Below are 26,398 nucleotides of genomic sequence, written 5' to 3'. Positions count from 1 at the left end.
ATGGGAATACATATACACTATTCAATTACTACGTATATTGTACATTTTTTAATCTACATCCCTTTGTACATTTTAACATCATATTTTTACAAATCATACAAAAATTCTCATTTATCTATTTACACTTTAAAATATAAATCCTTCATTAAATAGTATGTTCCTTTCACTGCCATTTCTGATTGTGATACAAATGTAAGTTCTTCAATCCTTTCCTCACAGCACTTCTTAAATACATCATATATTTCAGGAACTAAACGTAATATGCTACCACTTACTGCAATTGGAGTTGAAAACTTACATTGCATCTTATTATAAACATCTACTGTAATTCTCGCTAATTCCTTACCAGCTTGCATCATAATTTCATGTGCACCCTCATTCCCATTTCTCGCTTCCTGAATAACTAATGGTGCGATTGCTGCAACTTTATCTTTTGAAGAAGTATATACTAGGCTTTTTATATGAGACGGTGTCAAAAGTTGAAACTGCCTTTGAATATTCAAGCTTAATGGACAAAGGCTAACTCCTTGATCGAATTGTAATGCCATTTTCTTTAAAGCTTGTAATGCAATCCAATATCCGCTTCCTTCATCCCCTAAAATATGTCCCCATCCACCGCTATACTCGTATACTGTCCCTTTCTTTCCTAGGCAAATCGCACCTGTACCGCCAATTGTTAAAATTCCTTCCTTCCCTTTTAAAGCAGCTGCATGTGCAATCATTGCGTCATTAAAAACTTCAATTTGTGTTCCGTACTTCTTTTTTAGACGTATTGTTAATTCATTTGTATTTGCTCCACTTATACCTGCTAATCCTAAACAAATACAAACGCAATGCTCATTTATTAAACGTTCCCAACATTGATTAATCGCATCTATAATATGTGTGAGTGCATTCTCATAATTTATTACTATATTTCCAAATCCACTTGTACCTCTCGCAAGCTCATTTCCGTCTTGATCAAATGCAATTGCTTCTGTCTTCGTCCCCCCACCATCTACTCCAATCATATACTTCATTTACTTGCCCTACTTTCATCTTCTAGTCGTATGGAAAGTTATATTCCCTAAAACAACCGGTTCCTTAGCACCTGTAGCACTCGGCACATTACTCGGATTACGATGGTACGTTTCGTTTGCTAAAACTGCAAATGCGATTGCTTCTTTCGCCGCTGAAGAATACCCAATATCTTCTTGAATACATATTCTGCATCTTTCTTCTCTTAATTTATTCTGTATCATTTCGACAAGTGTGTCATTATAGCTTCCGCCTCCACCTAGAACTACCTCATCAATTTCATACAATGGAAAAATAAACTCCTTATAATGCTGAACAATTGAACTTGCTGTAAACATCGTGACAGTCGTCAATATACTTTCTTTACTATACTTTTCAAATTGCTTTAATAATTCACTCACAAACTCTTTTCCAAATTGTTCTCTACCTGTTGATTTTGGTGGTTTCATTTTTAAGAATGGATGGTTCATACAGTATGTTAATATTTCATCTACAACTACCCCCTGTTTTGCAATTTCACCCTTTCGATCATATGGTAAATGAAATAATCTTTGACACACTTCATCAATTACCATATTTCCTGGACCAGTATCAAAAGCAATAACACTTTTATTACTTCGTTTACTTGGTATGACTGTAACATTACCAATCCCACCAATATTTTGCAGTATCCTATTTTTAGTTTGATGCTGGTATAAAATAATCTCTGAATATGGTACAAGTGGTGCGCCTTGTCCTCCTGCTGCCATATCCATCGTTCGAAAATTAGAGATTACTGTTGTTTCCGTTTCATATGCTATAACTGCTGGTTCTCCAATTTGTAATGTCGAAGAAATAAAATTGCCTTCTTGTTTTGGCTGATGATAAATCGTTTGTCCGTGAGAACCTATTAAATCTAATCGTTCCAATGACAAATTAGCCTTTTTACAAACTTCCTTTACAGCATTAGCAAAACATAAACCAAGCTTAAAGTTCAAACTGCATATCAATTGAACATTAGATGTATCAATTGATAAAGCCTGCTGTATCTCATTTTTTATATCCTTACAAAATGGAACAGTAGTAAAATGAATGAGTTCAACTTTAGAATCTACACCGTTTCCTTCAATATGAACGAGCGCTACATCTATTCCGTCTAACGATGTACCGGACATTATCCCTGCAATATACATACTATGCATGCCCCCTATTCACTAAAAAACAATTATGTAAGTAAACAACGTACAACCTACAGAAAACAATACAAATCTAATAAACAACTGGACTTTCGATACAAATGTGCCATCAATAAAAGAAACAACGATCGTAAGCAAAACACTTGCCGCAATACTTGTAACGAGCCATATACTATGCATTTGTGATAGATTTAGTATTCTTAATACAGGTACTAAGAGTAAATTTGCACATATTACTCCAAACAATAATATAAATACACCTTTATAACTAAATTTTATATTCATTCCTTTACACCTTCTCTCAGTTTAATACGAAAGAAGTGATAGACATAAAGTCTATCACTCAAAATAACCGTATAAAGCTTAAGGACTAACAGATTCCCCGTCACCATTCTTTTCAATTTCAATCATATTTTTGTCATACATTTTAAAGAATGGTAGGTAAATAAGAAATGATATTGCTATATTTATAAAAACTAATACCACTGCACGCCAATCCCCACCTGTGGCTAAATACGCGCCAATTGGAGCTGGTAATGTCCACGGCGGCATAATATGTGTTGGCGTTACAAATCCCATCGCAGTTGCTGAATATGCAACAGTTGCTGTTACGAGTGGTGTAATGATAAACGGGATAATTAAAATTGGATTTAGTACAATCGGTAATCCGAAAATAACAGGTTCATTAATATTAAAAATACCAGGAACAATACAAGTTCTTGATAATGCTTTCGAATATTTTGATCGACCAAATACAATCATAGCTAATACAAGCCCTAACGTCGCACCAGAACCGCCAATCCATATAAACCATTGATATAACGGTTCTGGTGATATGAATGGCAACTGATCTGCTCCACTAGCAATTGCTTCACCATTTTTCCCTAAGTAAACTTCCCATAATGGCCGAGCAACAGTTCCAACAACCGACACACCATGGATTCCGAATGACCAAAAAAATGTAATTAAAAACACTGGAATGATTACACCGAAGTAACTATCACCAGCTTTTACTAATGGTGCTGCTAATTTATCAACAACATGGTGTAAATCAATGCTAAAAACGACAGTTACTAGACTCATTATAATAATAACGAATGCAGCAGGTATAAGTGCTTCAAATGAACGTGATACAGATGGCGGTACTTGTTCTGGCATTTTAATCATTACATTTTTCGTCTTACAAAACCTTAATATCTCTACGGATAAAATAGAAACAATCATCGTCACAAATAATCCATGACCTCCGAGATTTGTCATCGGAAGCATAAATCCTTTTTTATCAATTAATTCAGGGGTTAACGTTAATAGCAGTGAACATACCGCAAGCTGTGCTCCTGATAAAGCATCTAACTTATAACTTTTTGCTAAATTATATCCTATTCCAAATGCTATATATAAAGACATAATAAACATCGTTAACCGATATGGTATTAATATACTTGTTTGATTTTTCAATGCCCATACTGATATGAAACTATCTTTCGGTAATGGGGGAAATGCTACTATTAAAAAGAAACTCCCTACAATAATAAATGGTAACGCCGAAATAACTCCATCACGGATTGCTTGTAAATGCCTCTGTTCAGAAAGCCTTGCCATCGGTCCAGATAAGTTTTTATCAAGAAACGTGACAAACTTATTCATAACGCTTCCCCCTAACTAATTAATTCATTTACAGTTTTCAACAAAGTCGGTCCACCAAGCGGTGTGTATGCTTGCGGTGGAATAATGCCGCACGGAATGGATTCCTCTTCTGCAAATTTTTTTACAGAATCAAATCGGTGTCTTATTTGAGGTGCAACCATTACAACATCCCAACCATTCTTCACTTCTTCCTCTACCTCATTCGTTCCAATTGCATGCACTTCCATGCTCACACCTTTTTTCTCCGCTTCTTTTTTTAAAGCGTTTACAACAATTGCGCTGGACATTCCTCCAGAACAAACGAATAAAACTTTCATTATTGAAGCCTCCTATACTTATAAATTATTTCCTTCAAATGAAAGAAAGTTTCACTTTACTAACAAGCATATGAAGACATGAAACGATTTAGTTATACTGAAAGTAAATTTCACTAAAAATATTTTTCCTATTAAATTAATGTTTCAATATTTATTTTTCTCAATTGCAAGGCCAACCTCACATCATATATTATTTTAAATAATCGTATAATAGGGAGGCGTATAAATGATTATGAAACGTTTATTAATGATGTGTTGTATCATCATCTTGTTTACTCCTTTCTCTTTCATTTCCCCTCACTCTACCTATGCTGAAGTAAATACTACTTACAAAAAGCATGAATTACGCGCTGTATGGATAGCATCTGTTCTTAATATTGATTGGCCCTCAAAAACTGGCTTACCTATCGAAAAGCAGAAACAAGAATTTATAAAATTATTAGACGATGTAAAAAACACTGGTATGAACGCAGTCGTTGTACAAATAAAACCAACCGCTGATGCTTTTTATCCTTCAAATTACGGTCCTTGGTCTGAATACATTACAGGTACACAAGGAAAAGACCCTGGATACGACCCGCTCGCATTTATGATTGAAGAAGCACATAAAAGAAATATAGAATTCCACGCATGGATTAATCCATACCGAATAACGATGAATCACACTGATATAAATCGACTATCAGAAAATCACCCTGCAAGACAACATCCCGATTGGGTTGTACCTTACGGCGGGAAGCTATATTACAACCCTGGTATTCCAGAAGTGAAAAACTTTATAACAGAAGGCGCTTTAGAAATCGTAAAAAATTATGATGTTGATGCAATTCATATGGACGATTATTTTTATCCTTATAAAGTAGTTGGCGAAGAATTTCCTGATCAAAAAACATTTGAATTATATAATAACGGGAATTTTTCAACTATCGAAGATTGGCGTCGCAATAATGTAAATGAACTCGTAAAAGGTTTAAATACTGCTATAAAACAAGAAAAATCATACGTAAAGTTTGGCATTAGTCCGTTCGGCGTATGGCGAAATATAGCTGACGATCCAACTGGCTCTAATACAGCCGCAGGTCAAAGAAACTACGATGATCTTTATGCTGACACACGTGAGTGGATACAAAAAGGGTACATTGATTACATTACACCGCAAATATATTGGAATATCGGTTTCACACCTGCTGCATATGACATATTAGTAGATTGGTGGGTAAAAGAAACAAATAACAAACCGATTCACCTTTACATCGGTCAAGCGGCTTATAAAATTAATAACAACTCTGTCCCTGCTTGGTCTAATCCAGAAGAATATCCGAAGCAAATCGCATTAAACCATCAATATCCACAAATAAAAGGTAGTATGCATTTCAGTTTAAAAGATATAAATAACAATCCACTTGGAATAAAAGATAGACTCTCCAAAGACATATATATACATCCTGCATTAATCCCGCCCATGCCTTGGCTTGATCATGATCCACCAAAACAACCTACTTTAAAAGGTGCCATTCCAAGAGATGACGGTATTGCTGTAGGAATAATTGACAATAGAGATAATGACTCTGCTTATTACGCCATTTACCGTGTGAATGGAAAAAATGAAGTGGATATACACAACCCAAAACATTTACTTACCACTGTAAGAAAAACAAAACTTGGAGAAATTTACGTAGATAAAACGGCTATTTCTGGAGAAACTTATACGTATGTGGTAACTGCAGTTGATCGATTGCATAACGAAAGTGGTGCTTCTAGTTATACTACCGTTAAGGCAAAATAAAATCTCAAAAAAACGCCTTAAAGCTGAGAAACACTTAGCTTTTAAGGCGCTTTTTCTATTTATTCTTAAACTTCTCAGTCGCTGCTCTCATCTTCACATTCAAATCATGATCAATGGAGTCCCGAATATCACGCTCTACTACTTCCATTTCTTTTTTGAAATTTTGCAAGTAGACTTTTAACTCTTCTTCTTTTTCTGGTCGTTGTGACGGAGGTAATTGCACCACTAAAGATAACATCGCAGTTAAATCTTTCATTAAGAACGTTTCAAGTTTATGTTGTTGTTCATACATACGCTGCTCTTGATAATACGGCAATGCATTTAATACTGAAATTGTAATATCATCAACTGTTCTTTGTAATGAAGGATTTATCGAGCGTTTATACGTTTGAATTGTATTCAATGCATCTGGATATCGATCATAAAAATACAATTTATAAAACGATAGGTCTGACGGTTTTACAGTTTGCTGCGTTTCTTGTCTTAAGAAATCTTTCACTTTCATCGCGGCCACATCGATATCTTCATTTGTAAGCTTTTTCGTTGTTTTTGCCATTACATGCACTTTTTTCTGTTTTTCTTTCGGTAACATTGAAAATACTTGCTCTCTCGTACGTTGACTTGATGTACAGAAAAGAGTATTCAATGTATGTTGTTCTTTCTTTCCTTCTGTACGAATCCATCGATAAAAGAGTGGATGTTGCGTAAACTCTTGTAAAAACGGTGTCGATTTATTCGATAACTTTTCTATAGAATCTTGCGCCCTCTTGTATGGTTTCGTCCATGAAAAATACAGTTTACGTCCAAAATATACTACTAAAACAACGACAGTAAATGCGATTAAAAGTAATGTACCTAATAGTACTAATACTGTTTGAATGAAACTCATTTTTTCACCTCCTCTAATAATCTGTTATTTTCTTGGACGTTGAATGAGTTTCTGCTTCATCTCATCATTAAATGTGTCTAATTCAATGACAAATTTCTTACTAGACTCAATAATACGTTCTGACGATTTCTCAGAAGCTTCAATCGCTGCGAATACATTTTGGAATGACTCACGTAATTTATCCATGCTAATAGCAGGATTTTCAAGCAACTTTGTTGTTTCTTCTGTATTTTGCTTCAATGCTTGAGAGTTACTTAATACCATTGATTCAATTGCTTCATTTGTCGCATTAACAGCATCAATTGTTTTACGTTGATTCGTTAATGCTAGCTGAATAGCAGCTGAAACTGTTACAACGTTTTGCGTCATCGTAATTGCATTACGAATTGCCTCTGTTAACTTTTCATTATTTTTCTTAATGATATCTACAGATGCAATCGATTGTAATAGTACACTTTTCGCTTGCTGCATATTACGTGTACGTACAAGTATCTTTTCTAATGCATCGTTTATTAATGGAATATCTCTTTGACGCTCTGGGTTTTGCTTCTCAGCTTCAAGCATCCCAGCAAGTTTTTTCCCTAAGTATACTTGTTTATCAAGAGCATGAATTTTATCATGCGATTGCTCTTTTAACATTTCAAGGCCAACCGTATCTTCTTGCAAATTGTCACGGCCAATTAGAAGGGATCTAATAATCTCCTCGATTTGCTTATCTATAGATTGGTATTTATGCACATATGTTTCAAGTGGATTTTTTTTGAATACTTTAAACATTATTTTCTTCATACCACTTGCTTTTAATGAATTCGGATCAAGCTCTGATACCACTTTTCGTAACTCTAACAATGTATTTGGAATTTCTTCATTTTTCCCATTCATCATCGCTGTTACAGGACGTTTTAACGCCGATAACGTTTGTCCTGCCGCTTGTTGCTCTTTATCCCCTAAATCTCCTAGCTGAGACAATACTTTTGATAAATCTGTATTTTGCTCGCTATTTAACTTGTGTACATAAAGATCAGCTTCTTTATTCAATTCATCAAGTTCTTCATCTTTTATAACTGTATCAACTACTACTCCTACATTATTATCTTTCACAATTGATACGGGTTCTTTTTTCTCGAGTTCAGTCAACAAAATCGCTCCTTTATTTATATGTGCGAATTTATATGCACTATTTTTCATTTCATTTATCGTATTTCATGTACAATCAGTCTGTTTGAAATCGATTTTTCAAGAAATATCTGCTTATGCAGTCATTCCCTGTTTCTTAGTATAAGTATACCTGTTATCCACATTATTTTCCTCAGACTTAAGACCTAGAGAAGAACATGCTGAAGGCGGATTCTTCGTATGTTATCTATATAATTTACATTCTTTCTGTCATGCTGTAGTCAATCTTTTGACATTTGCCCGCTTTCAATGTGATAATTATATTACGTTCACTTCTATTTATTCTTGCGCGCTACAAATGCCCCCTTTTGAAAAGCTAATAACACCGTTTCAAACGTATCATCTTCTTCAATCATTTTTATAAACTCACCTAATTCACTCGCATGAGAAGTTGCATTATCAACAACAAGAAAACCTTTTGGTTGTAACATACGTTTTATATGCTCAAACCACCACATGTATTGCGTACGCTCTGAATCTAGGAAAATAAAATCAAATGAATGATCTAATTGCAAATCTAAAAATGCCCCTGCTTCTTGATTATGAATATCGATTCTTTGTAACAGGTGTGCCTTTTCAAAATTGGCAAGTGCCTCTCCAACTCGTTCTGAAGAAAGCTCTACAGTTGTTACATTTCCATTTGTTTCTTCTACCGCATTCGCTAACCACAATGTAGAATAGCCATTAGAAGTTCCAATTTCTAAAATTTTTTTTGCATTACACCCTTTTACTAAAATTGATAAAAATTGCCCCATTTCACGAGAAACATTCCGTAATTTTTCTTCCCTTGTTTTTTTATTTCGATCATGCTCTTCTCCATATTGTTCAAGTTGCAATAATAATGAATCTACTGTATCCATTCTTTTCATCGCCTTTCCAAGCAATATGATGAAAAAGCTCTTGCTGCCCGTCTACTTTTTATTATATGCGAAACAAAAACCTTTTTCCTGTTATATGACAAAGATTTATAATTTTTTATAGCATATTGTTTCGTTTTTTGGTAAAGTTAATTTCTACGTGCAATTATTCCATTCATATTATTTCACATTAAAATTGCAGTTATTAAATTATATAAACCCCATTTAAATGAATCGGTATTTCAAATTCAATTAAGCGCCCTTTTCGGACGCATTTTCTTTGTTTATATATTTCCAGAAGAAAGGATGCTTACAAATGAACGTGATTAGCTTAGATGCTGCTCGAAAACGAAAGCAGCATAAAAAATTAATGATTACTATACCGATTATTACACGTATTTATGAAGAAGACGGGGAAATTAAATTTGAGGTAGCTGGCGAAAAAGATGTACCTCTTGAAATGTTAGAAAAATAATAAAAAACGCATTTCTGAAGAAATGCGCTTTTTTATATTTTTACATTTAAATGCATAAGTTTTTCAGGGTTAACCATCATATAAATATTTGAAATTTTCTCATCCTCAAATGCAAACGAAAGAACATAAGTTACTTTATTATTTATTGTAACTATAACTCCTGGTATACCATTTACCATTTTGAAATCAACAGTGTACTCTTCAGTCAATCGTTGTGCAATTCCAAAGAACAAACGTATAATTCGATCCGCAGAATAAATCGGATGGATCGCAGTCGTAACTTTACCACCACCATCAGCTTTGAGTATAGCATCTGTTTTTAATACTTCTAGCATGCCTTCCGCATCCCCACACTGTAATGATGATACAAACTTTTCAACATAAGCAGCCATTTTCTCTGTGCTTAATTTTGATTGCTTCGGTTTCTCCAAAATGCTTTTTCGTGCACGTTGAAAGATCTTCCTGCAGTTCACACTACTCTTATCAACAATTGAAGCTATTTCTTCGTATTCATAACTGAAAACCTCTCTTAATATGAAAACAATCCTTTCTACTTCAGACAGTTGTTGTAAAAGTAATAAATATGCCGTGGAAAGGGATTCTTTCATTACAAATGACTCTGATGGCTCATCACTCTCTTCTACAAGTGGCTCTGGTAACCACATCCCCACATACACGTTACGTTTATGCGCTGCCGAACGTAATTTATCAATTGAACGATTTGTTGCCATCTTACACAAATATGCTTTCATATTTTCGATAGACTGAATATTCTCTATGTTATTCAGCGAGATAAATACATCCTGAACGATATCCTCGGCATCCATAACACTCCCAAGAATTCTATATGCTAACGAAAATAATAATGGTTGATACGCTTCATATAACTGCTCCGTTTCCATGATGAACACCCTCACTTTCTAATTGCTTTAAAATGTGTAACGCTGCACGTTTTCCGCTTGCTACTGCAGCATCAGCTAATAATTCATCCTGCCCAGTCCAATCACCTGCAACATAAACACCTGGCATTTCAGGGATATTAGGACCTGGAGTTTCAACTCGTTCAATATGAGAAAAATCATATGCTACTGTTATTTTCGGTAAATATTGCTGTGCAACAACTTCTCTTTTCCAATTTGGATGTAACAACTCCATCGTACTTTCTAACTGTTCTTTATCTTCATGAATATGATTCATCTCTAGCACAGTATTATGGTACTTAATTAGACTCACTGCAATGGATCCATCTTCACTTAATTTAGCTGCTCTCGATTGATTTGTGAAAAATATAGGTTGATCTAGTCCTATTACAAATTGATGTGTAGGATTGGGTAATCGTCTCAAGCCAATATCTAATGCAGCAACAGTAACCGGTACCGATTGTTCACTCCATCTATGCAAACTTGTTCCTTCTGCACCTTTTATTATTTTACAAGCTTCTTTCGGCGGAGTCGTCACGATGACTGTGCCTACTTCAAAAACCTCATCATCAAAACAATGTATTCTTTGTTTATCTTCGTAATGCTCTATCTCCAAAACATGCTTTTTAGCCAAAAATTGCACCCCGACATTATTCGCTATATCTCTTAATTTTGTTATAATCGTCTCCCAACCACCATCTACATAAAGTACGCCTTCTTTCATAGATAGTTGTATTTGCTTTAATACTGAAGAAGCTAATTGTATTGTAGGAGCAAACGTATATGTTGTTGTTCGGCATAGCGCATAAAATATATTGCGAACCATTGGATCTTTTATTTCATTTTCCGCCCATGCAGTTAGGCTCATTTTTGGAACTTCTCCTACATCTAAATTCCCTAAACGAATCATAAGACGTGAGAATTGTACTTTTGCAGACCACGAAAGTAGTGGTGTTGATAAAATAGAGCGAAAATCTGTTGGGATAGTGAATATATCCCCTTTCCATATTCCATGTGCTTTTGTAGTCGGTATTCCACCCGGAAGATTCATACCGAGCTCATTAAAAGTTAAAAATGCTGCTCCTCCTCTATATAAGGCATGTGCACCAAGATTCATGCAGATCCCATTTTTATTTATAGTCATCCCTCGACCACCAAATCGCCTGGACTTTTCTAATACAATCACTTTCTTTCCAGCTTTCGCTAAATATATAGATGCTGTTAATCCAGCAAGCCCACCGCCAACAATTGCTACATCAAATTTCTTCATAATAAAATCCCTCCTTATCGTTCTACATACAAGACGAACGATTAAGGAGGGATGTGACATGAAAATATATTTTTATTTATCTACTGACTTTCATTATTTTTTTATTCGGTCATATTGCATTCGAAATAACTCAATTGCAAATGGAATATCCTCTTCACTCTTTATATAATAACTGATCCATCCTGATTCAGGTAATACGTGATGTGGTTTTACCAATCCTTGCTTCACTAATTCATCTCGCTTTAACTTCGGAAATGGTAAATCAACTAATTTATCACCATGAAGATGACCAAGTTCCTTCTTACCATAATTTATTTCAATACCACCAAATCGATGCGGTTTTTCAGAAACACCCGTCCAGCTGAGCACTTCATTTCTAATCATTTCACTAAATGACATAAACATTCACTCCTTATAAATGATTGATGTAATTTAAAATTAACATTTTCATTACTTTTTTCTATCAATCAAAAGTATGAATGAGAATACGAATATAGTTTAATCTCAACACCTTTATTTTTTACATATTTAAAACAATTTTAAAGGAGGTTTATTCTATTGAAATACGTTATGAACTCAGCCCCATTTACTCTGCCTACTCACAACTACAAGAATCTCAAAACGTATCAGGTGTTTCACGAATATGTATCACCACTACAAGTGTGTTAGATTGCTATAAAATCCTTGGAATGATTCATCAATTTTACAAACCAACTATAAACGATTTCGAAGACAATATAGCACTTGAAAATGGCCATTTTAATAACAATTTATTAACTACAGATCCAATCGCTTTCCACAATCTAGTATCGTATGAACTATTTGAAAATATCATTACGGCTTATACTTCAGATTTATAACCCATTTATTTACCAGATGGTGCTACAATTATTGATTTTACTTTCTCTGCATTTCCAAGAATTGCATATAACATGAAACAAGTAAAAGTAATTGGCATACCTGTTACACTTAAAACAACGGTATCCCATTTTGACGTCATAGAAATCCATTTTAGTTTAAAATAAAACTTGGCATTATTGTGGCTAAATTACGCCTATACCGCTAAAGCACAATTAATTATTCAGCAATAACCTATCTTAAATACAAGACCAATTCCTTTCTAAAAGGCATTGGTCTTTTCATATAACGTAACCATTAAAATATACTTTAATATTTTTACTCCTTACCTAACATCACGAATTCCGTCTTTCATTCGTTCACTCTAATTTTTATCCGTATTAACATTATGAGAAATAAGAAGTACAGGCCATATTGTTTATAAAATAAGTGAATGTATTACGATATAAACAAATGCACATAACTAACACTAGGCACATATCCTAAATTTGTACCCATACTTTCCAATAGAAAGGCAGGTAATACAATTGACTTCCAATATCGACTACACCTCTCCTTCAACCAATTTCACTCATGATGTAAGTAAAAGTAATTTTTTTAAGAAAGATGCCCAAAACTATATAAACGTACTTGGCATAAAACAATTAAATACTTTAGAAAATACTTCTTTACTAGATATTTATTTAAGTACAGGCAATGTTGTAGAACCACATATTCATCAAAATGCTGCTGAACTTGTTTACTGCATTTCAGGATCTGCTGTTGTTTCTTTACTTAATCCATTTACAAATCAAATATTAAACTTACCGATAAAACCAGGGCAAGTTGCCAACATTCCACAAGCATGGTGGCATTACGAAATCGCTTCAGCGGATAATACTCATTTATTAGCTATTTTCGATGCCCCAACCCCAGAAGTTATTTTTGGTTCTGATATTTTAAGATTAACTCCAGCCAATATGATGGCTCATACTTATTGCCTCAATGAACAACAATGGAAACAAGCAGTATCCCCAATTCAATCCACTACTGTAATTGGTCCTCCAGCAAACTGTAATCAAAACCGCGACATGATAAATCAGTCAACTCAGCCCCCTACTCAACAACAAAATCTATATTACCAAGATTCTTATTACTTCCCTCTTTACTGGGGGTATTAATTAGTATCATTTTAATAGAACCATCCTTTATCTCCTTGGAAAATACCAAGGAGATTTTTTATCGTAACAAATAATAGAGTTCATACATATAATATTTATATAATTAATTGGAGGTGATAGTACTATGAGTAATTATAACTATCGAAAAAACTACTCAAATAATAAAAATAGTAGCTCGTCAGCATCCTCTCAATCTTCCAATTCCCAATCTTCCAATTCCCAATCGCAAAGAGACTTAGCCGAGCAAGGCTATGTAAAGAAAAAAGGATGTAACTGCAATAAAAATAAATAAGATCTTTTTTAGCTATACAAAAAGGAATACTCTTAAAAAGAGTATTCCTTTTTTCAATGGTCACCATTTAAGACGCGATGCTTAGACGAATGTTATCCCTGCACTTGCGAATCCTGTAATAGCAGTAGCTATATCAAAACCTGGTGTAGTTGATGAAACAACAAGTAATATCTTATCTTGTGGAGCGACCGCAATTGCTTGTGCGCTAATACCACTCGCGGTATTACCGATAGCAATAAGACCACTAAATGCTGGTGTTAATAGTAACGGTGTACCTACTGGAGTGAAAGTATTACTTGCTGCTGGTGCGCTGTACAACTGCATTTGAATTTGTATGCTTCCTAACGCTAAAGCAACCGCTACAGTTACACTAAAGAATCCTGCTAACGAAGTAATTGTACCTGCGCGAGGAGCTACAAATGCGAAATCAAATACTGGAGGTACAGGGCCTATAGTAATCGGGCCACCAGGTGGGACAATTACAGGGAAGAATGAACTTCCAAATCCAAGAAGTGCTCCTGTGTTTGCTAATCCACCTAAAACAGTTGCTAATGCTACTGGTCCACCTGATGCAAACGGAATAACCGCTCCAGCTCCTGTTGCTCCTGTTGGACCTGTTGGGCCTGTTGGACCTGTTGGACCTGTTGCTCCTGTTGGACCGGTTGCTCCTGTTGGACCTGTTGCTCCTGTTGGGCCTGTTGGGCCTGTTGCTCCTGTTGCTCCTGTTGCTCCTGTTGCTCCTGTTCCTGTTGGGCCTGTTGGGCCTGTTGGACCTGTTGCTCCTGTTGGACCTGTTGCCCCTGTTGCTCCTGTTCCTGTTGGGCCTGTTGGGCCTGTTGGACCTGTCGCCCCTGGAGTAGCATTGATTAATTGAATTAATAAATTAAAAAGAAGTTGTAAAGTTGCAGAATCAACATTTGAGTTGCAGGATATAGGGATAAGATCTAAAGCGAAGAAGAATTGTGCAAGGGCGCTATAAAATTGTTGCAATAATGTTGACAATTGTCCTAAATTAGGTGCTGGAGATTGTAATAAAACTATAATACTTTGAGTTAATTGTTTCAAAAAATTAACTTCTGGGGAAGGTAATAAGGAATTTAAGAAAATTAAAAATTGATTAAATAAATCGAGTAACACTAATCTGTTTGCATTACTTGGATTTGCAAAGAATGCTGAAATAGCTGATACTAATGAGTTTAGTAAAGTAATTAATTGACTTAATTGTTCCCTAGTAATAGGAACTGACTGTGGATTTTTACAACAATCTGCTGAAAAAACAATCGGATTGCAGTTATTATGATCAAAACAATCATTATGTTTCATTTATTTCCTCCTTACTTTTCTTATAGTTGAGTGTTTTCCTATTCTAAGTAATATAAAAGATGCGATTGAAAAAAGTAGTTGAGTTATATGTTTCTCTTAAAATAGGAAATATGAATGATAATCAAACTTGAAAACGTCATTTAATTATGTTCATGACTCACATATTAATTATATGTTTTTAATAATTGAGTGCTTAGATTAAACACCTAAACTTAAGAGTTTATTTTATTTTTCCACGTTTATCTCTTACCTCCAAAAATATCTATTAATTCGAATACAAAAATTCAAATTAACCCTTAGCATATATTCCATAAATACCAACATCGCTTTTTAATTGTAGTAAAAGTTATACCTTTAATAAAATTATGCTACTCTTCTAATCCTAAAGCCGTTTCTATTCTAGAAAACTCTCATACAATATAGTGGACAAGTTATTCAATACTTCGTTCCAATAAAATATGAATAGGAGTGAGAATTAATTGCCTATCATTCAACCATTTATGGCATCTAGAAGATTCACATCTACACTAGGAGCTGGGACTGGCACAGGCGCAGCCTTTGCGGTTGCTGCCACAGCTTGCTTAAACGATGCGGGTACTACTGCAACTGCATTTCCGACTTTCACGTATTACAACCTATATGTAAACGGTATCCTTCAGCCCAGTGTGAACTCCAGTGTTACTACTGGCCCTACTGGCGCTATTACAATCCCTGGTGGAGATGCATTAGACGGCGGAATTCCAATCACAATCGAATTTATCGTCACTTAATGTTAACGAATGTAATTTAAAACAAAAAAGACAGATTCCTTTTATAATAAGAATCTGTCTTTTTTAATTAATAATGATAAATTGCAAAATAATTGAAGACCCTTGCGATGGTGGTTGATTATCCAATAAAGTTAGTTTACCTGTACTAACTTCATAAAATGGTTGTGGTTGCAGAATCCCATTAATAAACAAATTAATATATGAAACCTCACTAGGTGATAATATATTCGTTGTACCATATTGAGCTATCCCATCTGCGTTTGTATATATAAGTTTCTCTCCATCTGAAAAAGTATAATATAACAAATTTGTTGTTGTTATGGGGCCAATCCCCCCAGTAGGACCTGTTGCTCCTGTTATCCCTGTTACTCCCGTTGCTCCCGTTGCTCCTGTTACCCCTGTTACTCCGGTTGCTCCTGTTACCCCTGTTACTCCGGTTGCTCCTGTTACCCCTGTTACTCCGGTTGCTCCTGTTACCCCTGTTACTCCGGTTGCTCCTGTTACCCCTGTTACTCCGGTTGCTCCGGTTGCTCCGGTTGCCCCCGTTACTCCGGTTGATCCCGTTACTCCCGTTGCTCCTGTTACTCCTGTTGCTCCTGTTACCCCTGTTGCTCCCGTTGCTCCCGTTGCTCCTGTTACTCCCGTTGCTCCCGTTGCTCCCGTTGGCCCTGTACTTCCAGTCGGAACATAAATTGGTGGAAGAACTGGAAATGTAGGTCCAATATTCTCAGGTCCTATCCTACCTTTATTCATTGATAATTTATCATTCCGCTTCAATTCAATACCTCATTCCACACGTTTTTAACTAACATACATTATTATGACTCTATTATTAAGAAATAACTTCATAACTATTCTTTTTCTTTCCAAATGATTCATATATTTATTAAACATTTTACCGTTACTATAAACTACTACTATTAATAGAATAAAATGATAGTTCCATTCTAAAAATACTACACTTATTGGTATCTAATTTAAAAATGAGGTGATTTATATGCAAGATAAAAATGAAAAAATAAAAGAAGAACTACTATCAATGGCTCTTGAAATAATTCTTCCATACAGACTTACAGGACCTACTGGGAATACTGGGTCTACCGGAAGTACTGGACCTACCGGAAATACTGGACCTACCGGAAGTACTGGACCTACTGGAAGTACTGGACCTACTGGAAGTACTGGACCTACCGGAAGTACTGGGTCAATAGTTACAACAAACTCTATGTTCGCTAATAATACATTAGGTGGTCCCATCTCAGTTATATTAGGTGGAACTAATATTCCACTTTCTAATAACCAAAGCCTCGGTAATTTTACAGTTAACGCTTCAAACGATGTATTTACAATTCCTGTAACCGGAAGATATCATTTAACCTATCAAGTTAATACGACAACTTCTCTACTCGCTGGAACAAGGTTACTATTAAACGCTTCAACTCCACTTTCTGGCTCTATTTTTTCTCCCGCTATATCAACTTCAAATTATAATAATAATTTAATTACTAATTTAATTGCTGGTAATACAATTTCACTTCAATTATTCGGTATATTATCCATTGTTAATTTAGTTGGAAGTGGTTCAACAGGTGCCTCTCTAACAATTATACGAATCGATTAAAAAATGATTCATTCTTTTTCTAATACACATTATTAAATACCAAGTCTGTCATAATAATAAGAACCACTCAATTATTTCATGGCGTTGATTACGTAACACAGAACAAATTGCACTATATTTATAGTAGAAACTATCTATACTAAATTTTCCGTATATACATTATCAATTTACACTCACCCTTACCGATGTTACATTAAATATGAAGACAGTTTCTCCTTTACGAACCATCTCTCAATACGTATTTGAGAAACGTACTCCAATCCTATACGCGAGAGCAATACTATGTTGACACTCAAACGAGTGTCTTTTTTTGTAATTTAACACAAAATAAAAACCACCTTGTATAGATGGTTTTATCTTTTATATATATAAATGCACACTTATGTAGCTGGGTAATAAATTGTCATGCTTAATCGAGTCAACGATTTCCCTAAATTATGATAAGAGTGTGATCTATCGGCCTTAAAACGAATGGAATCTCCACTATTTAATTTATACTGACAATTATTCACTTTTATTGTCAATTCTCCTTCAAATACCGTTATAAATTCTTCTGCTCCTTCTTTATGCCCTTCTGAACTCAGTTCCCCTTCTGTTTCTATTTCAACTGTATACATTTCAAAATTTCTATCATCTTGAAAAGGAAAAGAAGGATACACTTTATATCTCCCATTATCTTCAGACAATACTTGAACATCATCCCGTAAAACAACTTTTATATCGGGTTGTGGATTATTGATTAAAGAAGTAAAAGACACTTTCAATCCATTAGCAATTTTCCATATTGTTGTTAGTGTCGGACTTGATTCTCCTCTTTCAATTTGTCCAATCATCGTTTTACTCACTCCTGTTAATTGAGAAACCTTTTCTAAACTTAATTTTTCTTTTTCTCGTATTGTTTTTAAATTTTTCGCTAGAATAAGTTGAATTTCTTCCATAAAAAAACACCCCTACACTATATACAATATAACGACCGTTATGTATAATAAAAAGTACACGTTATATTGTTCTTTTCGGTCATTATAACACACAAAAAATAATAAGGGGGTTTTGAAATGCCTATATTTTCTTTTTTATTATTTGTTTTTATAAGTAGTTTCACACCCGGCCCTAACAATTTTTTAGCTATGACATACGCCAATCAATACGGGTTAAAGAGGAGCATGCAATTTTGCTTTGGAGTAGCTTTCGGCTTTTTCATCCTCACTTCTTTATGTAGTTTCTTTAATGTAGTACTACTTAATATCTTACCCATAATCGAATTCCCTTTAAAAGTTTTAGGTGTAACATACATGTTATATTTAGCTTTTAAAATACTCACTAGTAAAGGCAGTACGAATCCCAGTGAAAAAGATAATAAAAACTTATTTACAGTGGGGATTTCTCTTCAATTCGTTAACCCTAAAGGGATATTATTCGGACTGACTGTAGTATCGACTTTCATACTCCCTTACTACAATTCATATTCAAGTTTTCTACTTTTTTCATTATTTCTAGGTGTAGTCGGTTTAATGAGTACATGTAGTTGGAGTTTATTTGGTTCAATATTCCAAAAATTATTAATAAAACATAACCAATTATTTAACATCATTATGGCCGTTTTATTAGTCTTCAGTGCCGTTTCAATCGTTATACACTAGTTCAATGCTCATTCTAATTTTAGATTTTTGTACTTTTTCATACCAATCTATATTTCCTAATCTTTGTCCTTAATGTCATAAATATTTAGTTTCCACACCCATCTGTTTTTTATTCACATACTGCCCTTAACTAACTACTTTTCTCTAGTAGAACTTTGATATGGGAATATTGTTGTACACAGATCCGCCCTTATTTATTCTCGTATTACCAGCCTATAACCTTTCATACCGTTTCATTGAGCACCTGATGCTGGATCGGAAATAAAGTATGGTAATCCCTTTAAAGTTTTTTCAATTCTAGATTATCTATCTTCTAAAACAAAGTACTCAAAAAAGAAAACCACAACTTAAAACATTAGTTGTGGTTTTCTTTTTTCGTAATATTCACTTTAAAGTCTATTTATAATAATACTGAAAAATACGGTATAATATAAGTTACTGTTCTTTGGGAGGGTTATAATGTCTGATAAGTATAAAATTTTCATTCTTATTGTTACCGCATTTTTTTCTTTCTTTTCCTTAATAAAAGATTTCCGCAACACTTCAAAAAGTTTCTTTTGGGGTAGTTTTGTAATTCTTACAAGCTTCATAATACTTTTAACACTCGCTTTAGATTTAACTCAAATACTCCTATATTCAACGCAGATAGCGCTTGAGATTATTACAATACCACGTAAACTATTTCTACCATCTGTCACTGAGGCCGCTAGTTTTTGCTAACAACTCGTAATTCTAAAAAAACACATAAATTACATACCTGAACAACTGTATATTCTACCCTTTTTGTAACTTAACTATGTTTAATCCGCATTTTTGCAACCTCAAACGCTATTCATATGTTTTACCAGAGATTCAAGGTGATACTGTCAAAGTATTTAATGAAAGACTATTGGGTTTAGCAATGTTTACAATCATTAAAAATGCGGTTTCTCTTTTCTACAGAAACCGCACCACATGAATATTATTATTAAATTTTAAACTGACTCGTATACAATTCAAAGTAAAATCCTCGATCTTCCATGAGAGATTCATGATTCCCTCTTTCTAAAATACTCCCATCCTTTATAACTAGGATTTGATCTGCCTTTTCAATCGTTTTGAGTCGATGAGCGATTACGAAACTCGTTCTACCTCTCATTAAATTGTTTAATCCTGCTTGAATTTGCAATTCTGTTCTCGTATCAATATTAGATGTCGCTTCATCAAGAATTAATATGTCCGCATCTGCTAAAATTGCCCTTGCAATCGCAAGAAGTTGTTTTTGTCCTTGACTTAAATTCGATCCTTCTGAAGCAATCTCTGTTTCATATTGTTTCGGTAAATGTTTAATAAAAGAATGTGCCGATGCAGCCTTTGCTGCATTGATTACTTCTTCATCACTTGCATGTAATCGTCCATAACGGATATTATCCATAATTGTCCCAGCAAATAAATACGTATCTTGTAAAACTACTCCTATTTTACTTCGTAAAGAATTGATATCATAATCTTTTATATCTTTTCCATCAATATGAATTTGTCCTTGCTGTATATCATAAAATCGAGTTAATAAGTTTATGATTGTTGTTTTTCCCGATCCCGTTGGACCAACTAAAGCAATTGTCTCTCCAGGCTGTGCCTTAAGACTTACTTCTTTTAAAATTGTTTTATTCTCCACATAACCAAACGAAACATTCTCAAGTTCAACATGCCCATGTATATTTTGTACAACGAATGCGTCTTTTTTATTTTGAATTTCTGGTACCTCATCCATAATTTCAAAAACACGTTCTCCACCCGCAACTGCCGCTTGAATCGTATTCATTAACGTTGCAAATTGACTTAGTGGTCTTGAAAATTGACGAGAATAATTAATAAACGCCGCAATGACACCTACTGTTGTCATACCGTTTAATACCATAACGGATCCAGTCCCAATTACAAGCCCCATTCCTAAGTTATTAATAAAGTTCATACTCGGAAAAATAAAAGCTGAAAATGTATCAGCCTTCGTTGCTGAAATTCTTAGTTGTTCATTAATTTTATTGAAATTTTGTACGGTTTCTTTTTCTTTCCCGTATAACGTTGTAACATCCGCGCCTGTTATAGCTTCTTCAATAAAACCATTTAATTCTCCTAAATCTTTTTGACGCTTTGCAAAGTTTTTACCACTATATGCAACAAGTTTTTTTGTAACGAAAAACATAATAGGTACTGTAATTAAAGTTACAAGTGCCAAAATCCAATTTAATGAGAACATCGCAATCGTCACACCTATAAAGGTTAACGCTGATGAAATAATCTGTACGACACTTTGCGTCAACGCTTGATTTAAATTGTCAATATCATTTGTCACACGGCTCATTAAATCACCTTGAGAACGTACATCAAAGAACCGTAAAGAAAGCGTTTGGATTTTCTCAAATATATCTTGTCGTATTTTTTGAATTGTCTTTAATGCAACATTAATCATGACATACGTTTGTAACCACGTTAAAAGCACCGTTACACCGTAAATTGCAATAAGTAACATACACATTCTTGCCGTACCGTTTAAATCTTTCGGTACAATATATTGATCTATAATTACTCCCATAAAATATGGACCTAATAACCCAAGTAATGTCGTAACAAATACTAGAAATATAACGAACATTAGAGCAGCCTTTTCATACCCCATATAGTTCCAAATCCGCTTTACAGTACCTTTAGTATTTTTAACTTTTCCACTCTTAGGCGAGTTACGTCCACCTTTATTAGCAAATTGTCCTTGAAAATTACGCATGTTCTTTCCCACCTTCTTTATGCAAATTACCACCTTGGGAAAGATAAATTTCCTGATATACCTCACATTGTTCTAGCAGTTGTTCATGTGTACCATCACCAACTAATTCACCATTATCTAATACGAGAATTTTATCAGCATCTATTATAGATGAGATTTTAGAAGCAATTAATAATGTCGTTGTTCCTTTATATTCTGTTCTTAATGCCGATTGAATGTTCGCTTCTGATTTCGCATCAACTGCTGATGTAGAATCATCTAATATAAGAATAGATGGTTTTCTCACAAGCGCTCTCGCAATGGATACACGTTGTTTTTGTCCACCTGATAAATTCGTCGCACCTTGTGTTAAGTTATAATGATACGATTCTTCCAACTTGTTAATAAACTCAGTCGCACACGCAGATGAAGCTGCTGTTTCCAATTCATCGTGTGTTGCATCTTCTTTACCGTAACGTAAATTCTCTTCTATACTTCCTGAGAACAACAATGCCGTTTGAGGTACAAAACCTATTGAAGCACGCAATTTTTGTAAATCGTACCTCTTAACATTTATTCCGTCAATACAAATTTCACCTTGCTCAATATCATATAAGCGTGGTAGCAGTTTAGCTAAAGTAGACTTACCACTCCCTGTAGAACCGATAATTCCTACTTTTTCACCTTTACGTATGCTGAATGAAATATCTTTTAAAACGTATTCATTATTTTTCGTATAACTATAACTAACATCTTTAAAATCAATATTTCCTTCGATTTTCTCAGGTTCAATTGCGTTAGCTTCGTTCATAATATCAACTTCAGTATTTAAGACTTGTTGTACACGATCCGCAGATGGAAAAGCTCGAGCAATTTGAATAAATACCATACTAATAGACATAAGTGCCATTAAAATGATATTCAAATAGTTTATAAATGCTAAAATCGCACCTACTTGAAGAGTTCCATTAAATACTTTTTCTCCACCAATCCATAGTGTTGCGACAATCCCACCACTTACAACTAGCATAATAATTGGCATCATTAAGGAAATAAGTTGCACAGCTCGAATATTTATCTTCGTTAAATTTGTATTCACATTTCCAAACTGAGAAATTTCATATTTTTGTCTTACATACGCTTTTATAACACGTACACCAGATAAATTTTCTTGTAACTTTGTATTCACTTTATCTAATGCTTCTTGCACCTTTTTAAACGTTCCACTCGCTTTACTTGCAATTAAAATAATCGCAAGTAATAAAATTGGTACAACTACAAGTAATATTGGAAATAACTCCCTCGCTGTTACAAAAACAATAATTATACTTCCGATAAATAACAAAGGGCCACGAACGAGAACACGTAAAGTCATCGTCATCGCCGATTGAATTGATGTAATATCATTTGTCACAATCGTTAATAATTTTCCGGTTCCAAATGTATCCCGATTTTTACTAGAAAATGTTTCTATTTTTGTAAACACATCTTTTCGTATGTCTGTAGCGAAATTTACAGCTGCTTTTGTAGAATACATCATACACCCAAGTCCTCCAACTAACCCAAGTGCCGCTGCTCCTATCATAAGAAGCCCCATTTTTATTACATAATTCAAATCCCTATTTGCAATCCCAACATCAATAATATGTTGCATAATAGTCGGTTGAATTAAGTCCATCGCAACCTCAAGTACCATAAATAGCGGTCCAATAATAGCGAAGAACATGTATGGTTTTAAATACTGTAATAGCTTGCGAAATGATTTCATACATAATCTCCTTTTTCCATGAAATTACCACTGAGTAATTCATACCCCTCCTTATTTAAACCCTATAGTTTGTAATTTCTTCTTTACTTTTATTATATTATGCAAATTAATATTTAACATTATTAAATGATAAGCATTAATGACTTTTCGGTCAATAAATGTGCTTTATAAATATACAAATACAAAAACCGCATTCTTAATGAAAAGAATGCGGTTTTTTATCTATATTTCTTCAATTGTAAAATCGAAAAACTCAGTCTCAAATCCTTTATTTTTAGAAGGACTACACGTGTAAAAGCCTATTTTAACAGGCTCATTCCCTATATCCTCCATTAAATGAGCGATTCTTATTTGTTCCCATCGCTGACTTATTTTCACATATATTGAATAATCACCGCGTTTTCGAATAATTCGAAAACGAAGTTGTTGCTTAGCTGCTTCAGTTGGATAATCTTGCGTTGACCAGTCAGAATATCCATTATTCGTTACGACAGCACCTAAATGAGATGGCCCCTCAGGGATATACTCTAAAGAAGTTTTTAACCAACAGTTCTCCGAAATCATAACAAAAAGACCTGCTTGATCGTATGTCGCATTTGGACTCATACGTAACTGAACTTCAGCCTGAAAATCTGTCATAATCTCATTATAAAATACATGACCATTCATTATTTCAAAGCCATAATGTGTTTTCAGCCAACAATCTGTTTCTGCCTTCGAATGGACAATGAATGTATGATTTTCTTCCAGTTTGTAATATTTAGGTACATTCATTACGGTAAGTTGCTCAATATGATTTGGTATATATGATGTTTTCATAATTCCTCCATAAAAAAGCAATTAAATTAATATTTAAAACTCGGTTAACACCGGGAATTTATAACCTTTAAAATCTAATTCCTTATTACTTCGAACCATTAAATACTTACTAGTCTGTAATTCTGTATATTGTACATCATCAATTCCTAATTGATCTGGGCAAAAATAAAATTCAATCTCCTTAAATTCCCCAGAGATTTCCTCACATAATTCATCTAAAATCGGAAGTACCGGAGCAAACACTCCATATAATTTTAGTTTTTGATTTTCTATTGTAAAAACAATCAACGTATCTAATTTCTCTGAATAATATAGGTTTTCATTCCATGTTGAATCATACATATTTAAATAAAACGAAGAGCGGTAATTTAACGTTGAAAATGTATTAGAAAGCCTTTGGCCATTTTCAATCATCTCATGTATTAATTGTCTATCCTCTTCATTATAAAAATCTAACTTTTTAAGTTGAGAATCTTTATCACTCTTGTTTTCGTATGATAGTTCCATCAAATATTCTTGCACAATTTGAAAACCAAATGGTTTATATAGTTCTGGATTTTCAGTAAATAAAAGCGCACACTCACATTGCTCATCAATTTCTTCTATCATCTTACTAAACAATTGTTTCATTAACCCATGTCGACGATGATTCGGATGTGTCATTACCGATTGAATACCCACTGCATTTATTTTTTCACCATTCATTAAAAGCGGAAGTGAAAATGCAGCAACATTCGCAATCACTTTGTTATCTTGTAAAAATGATAAAGCTTTATATGTATAATCCCAATATCCTTTCTCCGTAAAATCACGTAATGTTTGACTCTCAATACCAAACACTTCTTCAAATAAAGGAAATAACTGCTCTCTTTTCGGTTCTTCTATTAGAAGATTTGCAAATTTTTCAACATTCCCCATGTTGTCCCTCCATACTTCAATTCCATAAAATTATATATGGTTATATGACCTGACCTTAAAATAATAGGTCTTACAAATCAATATACTATCATAAAATATAAAAAAATAATCCAATTAATTTTATGTTTTCACAATTAGAAAAAAAGTCGAATAAAAAAATATTAAGATTTTTGTATATTAATAAGGTTATTATATAAAAACAGTGCTTTCTAGTTAGTTTTTACTATTAGAAATGCACTATTTATAAAAATATTTTTTTATTCTTTTATTCCTTCAAGCCTCTCCTTCGTATTTATTTCTTCTCCCCTCAGTCGCTTTTCAAATGTCTTTCTCCAACTAGTAGAAAGTGCATGTACTTCTAAAATTCTCTTTATCCCTTCTATATTTTGTTTTTCCTTATGCATAATACGATTAGCAAACGCTACTGTAATACTTATTGGATCAGACTTCAGCAACTTTAACGTATCAACTGGCGATACCCACCCTTCTTTTAATACACGAAAATAAAATCCTGTATATCCTGTTTCTTGAAAATACAGTGGTAACTTTGGAATATTGTATTTCTTAGCTAACTTAAAACAAGGTTGCCTTGGTTGCGTTACTTGTACTATCGCTTCTCCGAGCTCAAACGTATCACCGATACAAACATCCTCTTCACGCATACCACTTACTGTTATATTTTCTCCGAATGCTCCATATTCAAGGTCTTGATTCAATGTTTCTTCCCAATAACTATAATGTTCACCCGAATACACACAAACCGCTTTATCCACCCCTCCATGATGAACTAAATCCGCCTGACCATCACCTTTAAATTTTAAAAATGATAAATATATAGGTTCCTTTGTTTTCGTTTTATTTATACCCGTATGAATTAATTTTCCTCCATACATAACTTCTTTTGGGAATCCTATATTTAGTGATAGTACCTCATATAATTTATTCATCATAATTGCC

The 26,398-nt window shown here is 34.0% G+C and carries 26 protein-coding genes and 1 pseudogene; 8 read left to right on the top strand and 19 right to left on the bottom strand.

Annotation, left to right across the window (positions count from 1 at the left end; genetic code table 11):
• Positions 1-119: 119 nt before the first annotated feature.
• The 5 genes from ACUN26_RS08930 to ACUN26_RS08910 form a co-directional block, all read right to left on the bottom strand.
• A complete protein-coding gene (locus ACUN26_RS08930) occupies positions 120-1,019 on the bottom strand; it encodes a BadF/BadG/BcrA/BcrD ATPase family protein (RefSeq protein WP_000876608.1) in 900 nt (299 codons plus the stop codon).
• 15 nt (positions 1,020-1,034) lie between these two features.
• A complete protein-coding gene (gene anmK / locus ACUN26_RS08925) occupies positions 1,035-2,189 on the bottom strand; it encodes an anhydro-N-acetylmuramic acid kinase AnmK (RefSeq protein ID WP_000274946.1) in 1,155 nt (384 codons plus the stop codon).
• 21 nt (positions 2,190-2,210) lie between these two features.
• On the bottom strand, positions 2,211-2,477 hold the full coding sequence (locus ACUN26_RS08920; protein WP_001021949.1) for a hypothetical protein: 267 nt from the start codon (positions 2,475-2,477) through the stop codon (positions 2,211-2,213).
• A gap of 78 nt (positions 2,478-2,555) precedes the next feature.
• Positions 2,556-3,839 (bottom strand): PTS sugar transporter subunit IIC, encoded by a 1,284-nt coding sequence (locus ACUN26_RS08915; RefSeq protein WP_001032297.1) that lies wholly within the window; start codon positions 3,837-3,839, stop codon positions 2,556-2,558.
• An 11-nt stretch (positions 3,840-3,850) separates the two neighbouring features.
• A complete protein-coding gene (locus ACUN26_RS08910) occupies positions 3,851-4,156 on the bottom strand; it encodes a PTS sugar transporter subunit IIB (RefSeq protein ID WP_000865901.1) in 306 nt (101 codons plus the stop codon).
• Between the two features lie 226 nt (positions 4,157-4,382).
• Here ACUN26_RS08910 and ACUN26_RS08905 point away from each other — a divergent pair, with 226 nt between their 5' ends.
• Positions 4,383-5,942: a glycoside hydrolase family 10 protein gene (locus ACUN26_RS08905; RefSeq protein WP_000605561.1), complete on the top strand. Its 1,560-nt coding sequence runs from the start codon at positions 4,383-4,385 to the stop codon at positions 5,940-5,942.
• A gap of 55 nt (positions 5,943-5,997) precedes the next feature.
• Here ACUN26_RS08905 and ACUN26_RS08900 read toward each other — a convergent pair whose 3' ends face one another.
• From ACUN26_RS08900 to ACUN26_RS08890, 3 genes are all read right to left on the bottom strand, one after another.
• Positions 5,998-6,831, bottom strand: a complete 834-nt coding sequence (locus tag ACUN26_RS08900; RefSeq protein WP_000008389.1) for a DUF3974 domain-containing protein — start codon at positions 6,829-6,831, stop codon at positions 5,998-6,000.
• Between the two features lie 24 nt (positions 6,832-6,855).
• The gene (locus tag ACUN26_RS08895; RefSeq protein WP_000137413.1) at positions 6,856-7,968 is read right to left on the bottom strand and encodes a toxic anion resistance protein; all 1,113 of its coding nucleotides are present in this window, start codon (positions 7,966-7,968) and stop codon (positions 6,856-6,858) included.
• A gap of 314 nt (positions 7,969-8,282) precedes the next feature.
• Positions 8,283-8,876: an O-methyltransferase gene (locus ACUN26_RS08890; RefSeq protein ID WP_002093755.1), complete on the bottom strand. Its 594-nt coding sequence runs from the start codon at positions 8,874-8,876 to the stop codon at positions 8,283-8,285.
• Positions 8,877-9,180: 304 nt separating this feature from the next.
• On the opposite strand from ACUN26_RS08890, the gene ACUN26_RS08885 reads away from it, so the two are divergent.
• Positions 9,181-9,339, top strand: a complete 159-nt coding sequence (locus ACUN26_RS08885) for a hypothetical protein (RefSeq protein ID WP_001100984.1) — start codon at positions 9,181-9,183, stop codon at positions 9,337-9,339.
• Positions 9,340-9,371: 32 nt separating this feature from the next.
• Here ACUN26_RS08885 and ACUN26_RS08880 read toward each other — a convergent pair whose 3' ends face one another.
• The 3 genes from ACUN26_RS08880 to ACUN26_RS08870 all read right to left on the bottom strand — a co-directional run bounded on the left by ACUN26_RS08880 (position 9,372) and on the right by ACUN26_RS08870 (position 11,928).
• Positions 9,372-10,241 carry a sigma-70 family RNA polymerase sigma factor gene (locus ACUN26_RS08880; protein ID WP_000447155.1) on the bottom strand — a complete coding sequence of 290 codons (870 nt, stop codon included), beginning with the start codon at positions 10,239-10,241 and terminating at the stop codon, positions 9,372-9,374.
• Positions 10,219-11,529, bottom strand: coding sequence for a phytoene desaturase family protein (locus ACUN26_RS08875; protein WP_000712983.1), 1,311 nt, complete (start codon positions 11,527-11,529; stop codon positions 10,219-10,221). The genes ACUN26_RS08880 and ACUN26_RS08875 overlap by 23 nt, the downstream gene beginning before the upstream one ends.
• Positions 11,530-11,622: 93 nt before the next feature.
• Positions 11,623-11,928, bottom strand: coding sequence for a luciferase domain-containing protein (locus ACUN26_RS08870; protein ID WP_000010329.1), 306 nt, complete (start codon positions 11,926-11,928; stop codon positions 11,623-11,625).
• 155 nt (positions 11,929-12,083) lie between these two features.
• On the opposite strand from ACUN26_RS08870, the pseudogene ACUN26_RS08865 reads away from it, so the two are divergent.
• Positions 12,084-12,620, top strand: a pseudogene (locus ACUN26_RS08865) (HD domain-containing protein); the annotation flags it as partial.
• Positions 12,621-12,914: 294 nt separating this feature from the next.
• A complete protein-coding gene (locus ACUN26_RS08860; RefSeq protein WP_000203240.1) occupies positions 12,915-13,547 on the top strand; it encodes a cupin domain-containing protein in 633 nt (210 codons plus the stop codon).
• 373 nt (positions 13,548-13,920) lie between these two features.
• Here the strand turns inward: ACUN26_RS08860 and ACUN26_RS08855 are convergent, their stop codons facing one another.
• Positions 13,921-15,162 (bottom strand): exosporium glycoprotein BclB-related protein, encoded by a 1,242-nt coding sequence (locus ACUN26_RS08855; RefSeq protein WP_002093756.1) that lies wholly within the window; start codon positions 15,160-15,162, stop codon positions 13,921-13,923.
• A 479-nt stretch (positions 15,163-15,641) separates the two neighbouring features.
• Between ACUN26_RS08855 and ACUN26_RS08850 the strand changes: the two genes are divergently transcribed.
• Positions 15,642-15,932, top strand: coding sequence for a DUF4183 domain-containing protein (locus ACUN26_RS08850; RefSeq protein WP_001121652.1), 291 nt, complete (start codon positions 15,642-15,644; stop codon positions 15,930-15,932).
• A 63-nt stretch (positions 15,933-15,995) separates the two neighbouring features.
• On the opposite strand, the gene ACUN26_RS08845 is transcribed toward ACUN26_RS08850, so the two are convergent.
• The gene (locus tag ACUN26_RS08845; protein WP_445540876.1) at positions 15,996-16,709 is read right to left on the bottom strand and encodes a DUF4183 domain-containing protein; all 714 of its coding nucleotides are present in this window, start codon (positions 16,707-16,709) and stop codon (positions 15,996-15,998) included.
• 220 nt (positions 16,710-16,929) lie between these two features.
• Between ACUN26_RS08845 and ACUN26_RS08840 the strand changes: the two genes are divergently transcribed.
• Positions 16,930-17,553, top strand: a complete 624-nt coding sequence (locus ACUN26_RS08840) for a BclA C-terminal domain-containing protein (RefSeq protein ID WP_001152967.1) — start codon at positions 16,930-16,932, stop codon at positions 17,551-17,553.
• A 380-nt stretch (positions 17,554-17,933) separates the two neighbouring features.
• Here the strand turns inward: ACUN26_RS08840 and ACUN26_RS08835 are convergent, their stop codons facing one another.
• A complete protein-coding gene (locus ACUN26_RS08835) occupies positions 17,934-18,491 on the bottom strand; it encodes a helix-turn-helix domain-containing protein (protein ID WP_000391306.1) in 558 nt (185 codons plus the stop codon).
• A gap of 117 nt (positions 18,492-18,608) precedes the next feature.
• On the opposite strand from ACUN26_RS08835, the gene ACUN26_RS08830 reads away from it, so the two are divergent.
• Both ACUN26_RS08830 and ACUN26_RS08825 read left to right on the top strand, forming a co-directional pair.
• Complete coding sequence (locus ACUN26_RS08830; RefSeq protein ID WP_001121301.1) at positions 18,609-19,193, top strand: LysE family translocator; 585 nt, start codon at positions 18,609-18,611, stop codon at positions 19,191-19,193.
• A 459-nt stretch (positions 19,194-19,652) separates the two neighbouring features.
• Positions 19,653-19,913, top strand: a complete 261-nt coding sequence (locus ACUN26_RS08825; RefSeq protein ID WP_001281131.1) for a hypothetical protein — start codon at positions 19,653-19,655, stop codon at positions 19,911-19,913.
• Positions 19,914-20,160: 247 nt separating this feature from the next.
• Here the strand turns inward: ACUN26_RS08825 and ACUN26_RS08820 are convergent, their stop codons facing one another.
• From ACUN26_RS08820 to ACUN26_RS08800, 5 genes are all read right to left on the bottom strand, one after another.
• Positions 20,161-21,957 (bottom strand): ABC transporter ATP-binding protein, encoded by a 1,797-nt coding sequence (locus ACUN26_RS08820; RefSeq protein ID WP_001243546.1) that lies wholly within the window; start codon positions 21,955-21,957, stop codon positions 20,161-20,163.
• Positions 21,950-23,704 (bottom strand): ABC transporter ATP-binding protein, encoded by a 1,755-nt coding sequence (locus ACUN26_RS08815; protein WP_000834798.1) that lies wholly within the window; start codon positions 23,702-23,704, stop codon positions 21,950-21,952. The genes ACUN26_RS08820 and ACUN26_RS08815 overlap by 8 nt, the downstream gene beginning before the upstream one ends.
• A 222-nt stretch (positions 23,705-23,926) precedes the next feature.
• Complete coding sequence (locus ACUN26_RS08810; protein ID WP_000858457.1) at positions 23,927-24,523, bottom strand: DUF1349 domain-containing protein; 597 nt, start codon at positions 24,521-24,523, stop codon at positions 23,927-23,929.
• Positions 24,524-24,556: 33 nt separating this feature from the next.
• On the bottom strand, positions 24,557-25,441 hold the full coding sequence (locus ACUN26_RS08805; RefSeq protein WP_000528654.1) for a GNAT family N-acetyltransferase: 885 nt from the start codon (positions 25,439-25,441) through the stop codon (positions 24,557-24,559).
• Positions 25,442-25,698: 257 nt separating this feature from the next.
• Positions 25,699-26,391: an MOSC domain-containing protein gene (locus tag ACUN26_RS08800; RefSeq protein ID WP_002038647.1), complete on the bottom strand. Its 693-nt coding sequence runs from the start codon at positions 26,389-26,391 to the stop codon at positions 25,699-25,701.
• Between the last annotated feature and the right edge of the window lie 7 nt (positions 26,392-26,398).

It is taken from the genome of Bacillus sp. WC2503 (genome assembly GCF_052682895.1).
This window is presented reverse-complemented; position numbering and strand designations above follow the sequence as displayed.